Annotated in this window: 1 protein-coding gene and 1 other annotated feature (1 of these 2 running past the window's edge); the gene reads left to right on the forward strand. The window is 55.0% G+C overall.

The features are described 5' to 3' along the window. Positions 1-205, forward strand: a 205-nt coding sequence (locus OSC10802_RS54695) for a hypothetical protein (protein ID WP_232731718.1), incomplete at its 5' end; no start/stop codon positions are given. 650 nt (positions 206-855) lie between these two features. Continuing rightward, positions 856-1,044 (forward strand) — a sequence feature (mutual gap in cmsearch alignment for this rRNA model is longer than 100) (it continues 1,088 nt past the right edge of the window).

Genomic DNA, 1,044 nt, shown 5'->3' on the forward strand with positions numbered 1-1,044 from the left:
AGGATTCCAGCAGATTGCGAGCTGGCCCTGGGCCTGGGTCAATGAAACGGGGGTTGCCGGCTGCCGGTGGGATACATTGGGCCTGCTGAGTTGCGGTCAAGCTGGGGCGGCGCGTCTGGGTGGTGGATTCTGGGGCCAGCGGGTTCTAGTGGCCGGTGGATCGAAGAGGTGGGGTGGCAAATTCCTGAGACTGTTGGTGTCTTGATAGGGGGTCAATCCCCCCAGTCCCAAATTTACGGAGGGGTTGGGGTGGGTTGCCCCAAGTGGGGCCAGTCTCCGTGGGTGGCCATTGGTGTCAGCTTAAACTTAATAATGAACCGCCACAGGACGCGGCGGCTTCCCGCAAGGTACAGGCCAACAAGGCCAAGAAGCCGGTGGAAAGAGGAAGATCGACAGAAAAATTAATCGGGACAGTTGACCGGAGATGATATAAGAGGCGTGCGGCGGGAGCGGGCAGTGCCGGTTTTTACCGCGCAGTTGTAGAAAGCCGAGTCGCGTCTCTACCAGACACCAGTGGCACGGGGGCCGGCCCCAACGGTTGCCCGCACGATCCAATCTAGCTCAAACCCTTACCGGCAGGTCGATTCAGGATTTCCGAAAAATTTTTCAAAAAATTTCCCGAAAAAGCTTGACAAACTTTTTGGGGGTTGTTACAGTAGTAAAGCGCGGTGAGGAAAGAGGCAGCGCAAGCGGCCCGACGCCCTCACGGCACCGAACCTTTGATAAAAGAATAGTTTGAAAGCCAGAAAGCATCAAAAACCTCGTCAAAACAATTAGAGGTCTTCGGGGCAACCTGGAGATTTCATTATAACAAAACCCTCCCCTAATGGGGAGAGAGTCACAAACTCAAAGAACACCACGGAGAGTTTGATCCTGGCTCAGGATGAACGCTGGCGGTCTGCTTAACACATGCAAGTCGAACGGGAGGAGAAATCCTCTAGTGGCGGACGGGTGAGTAACGCGTGAGAATCTGCCTTCAGGTCGGGGACAACAGCTGGAAACGGCTGCTAAGACCCGATGTGCCGAGAGGTGAAAGATTTATCG

Source organism: Kamptonema formosum PCC 10802 (genome assembly GCF_000332335.1).
Lineage (GTDB): Bacteria > Cyanobacteriota > Cyanobacteriia > Cyanobacteriales > Oscillatoriaceae > Oscillatoria.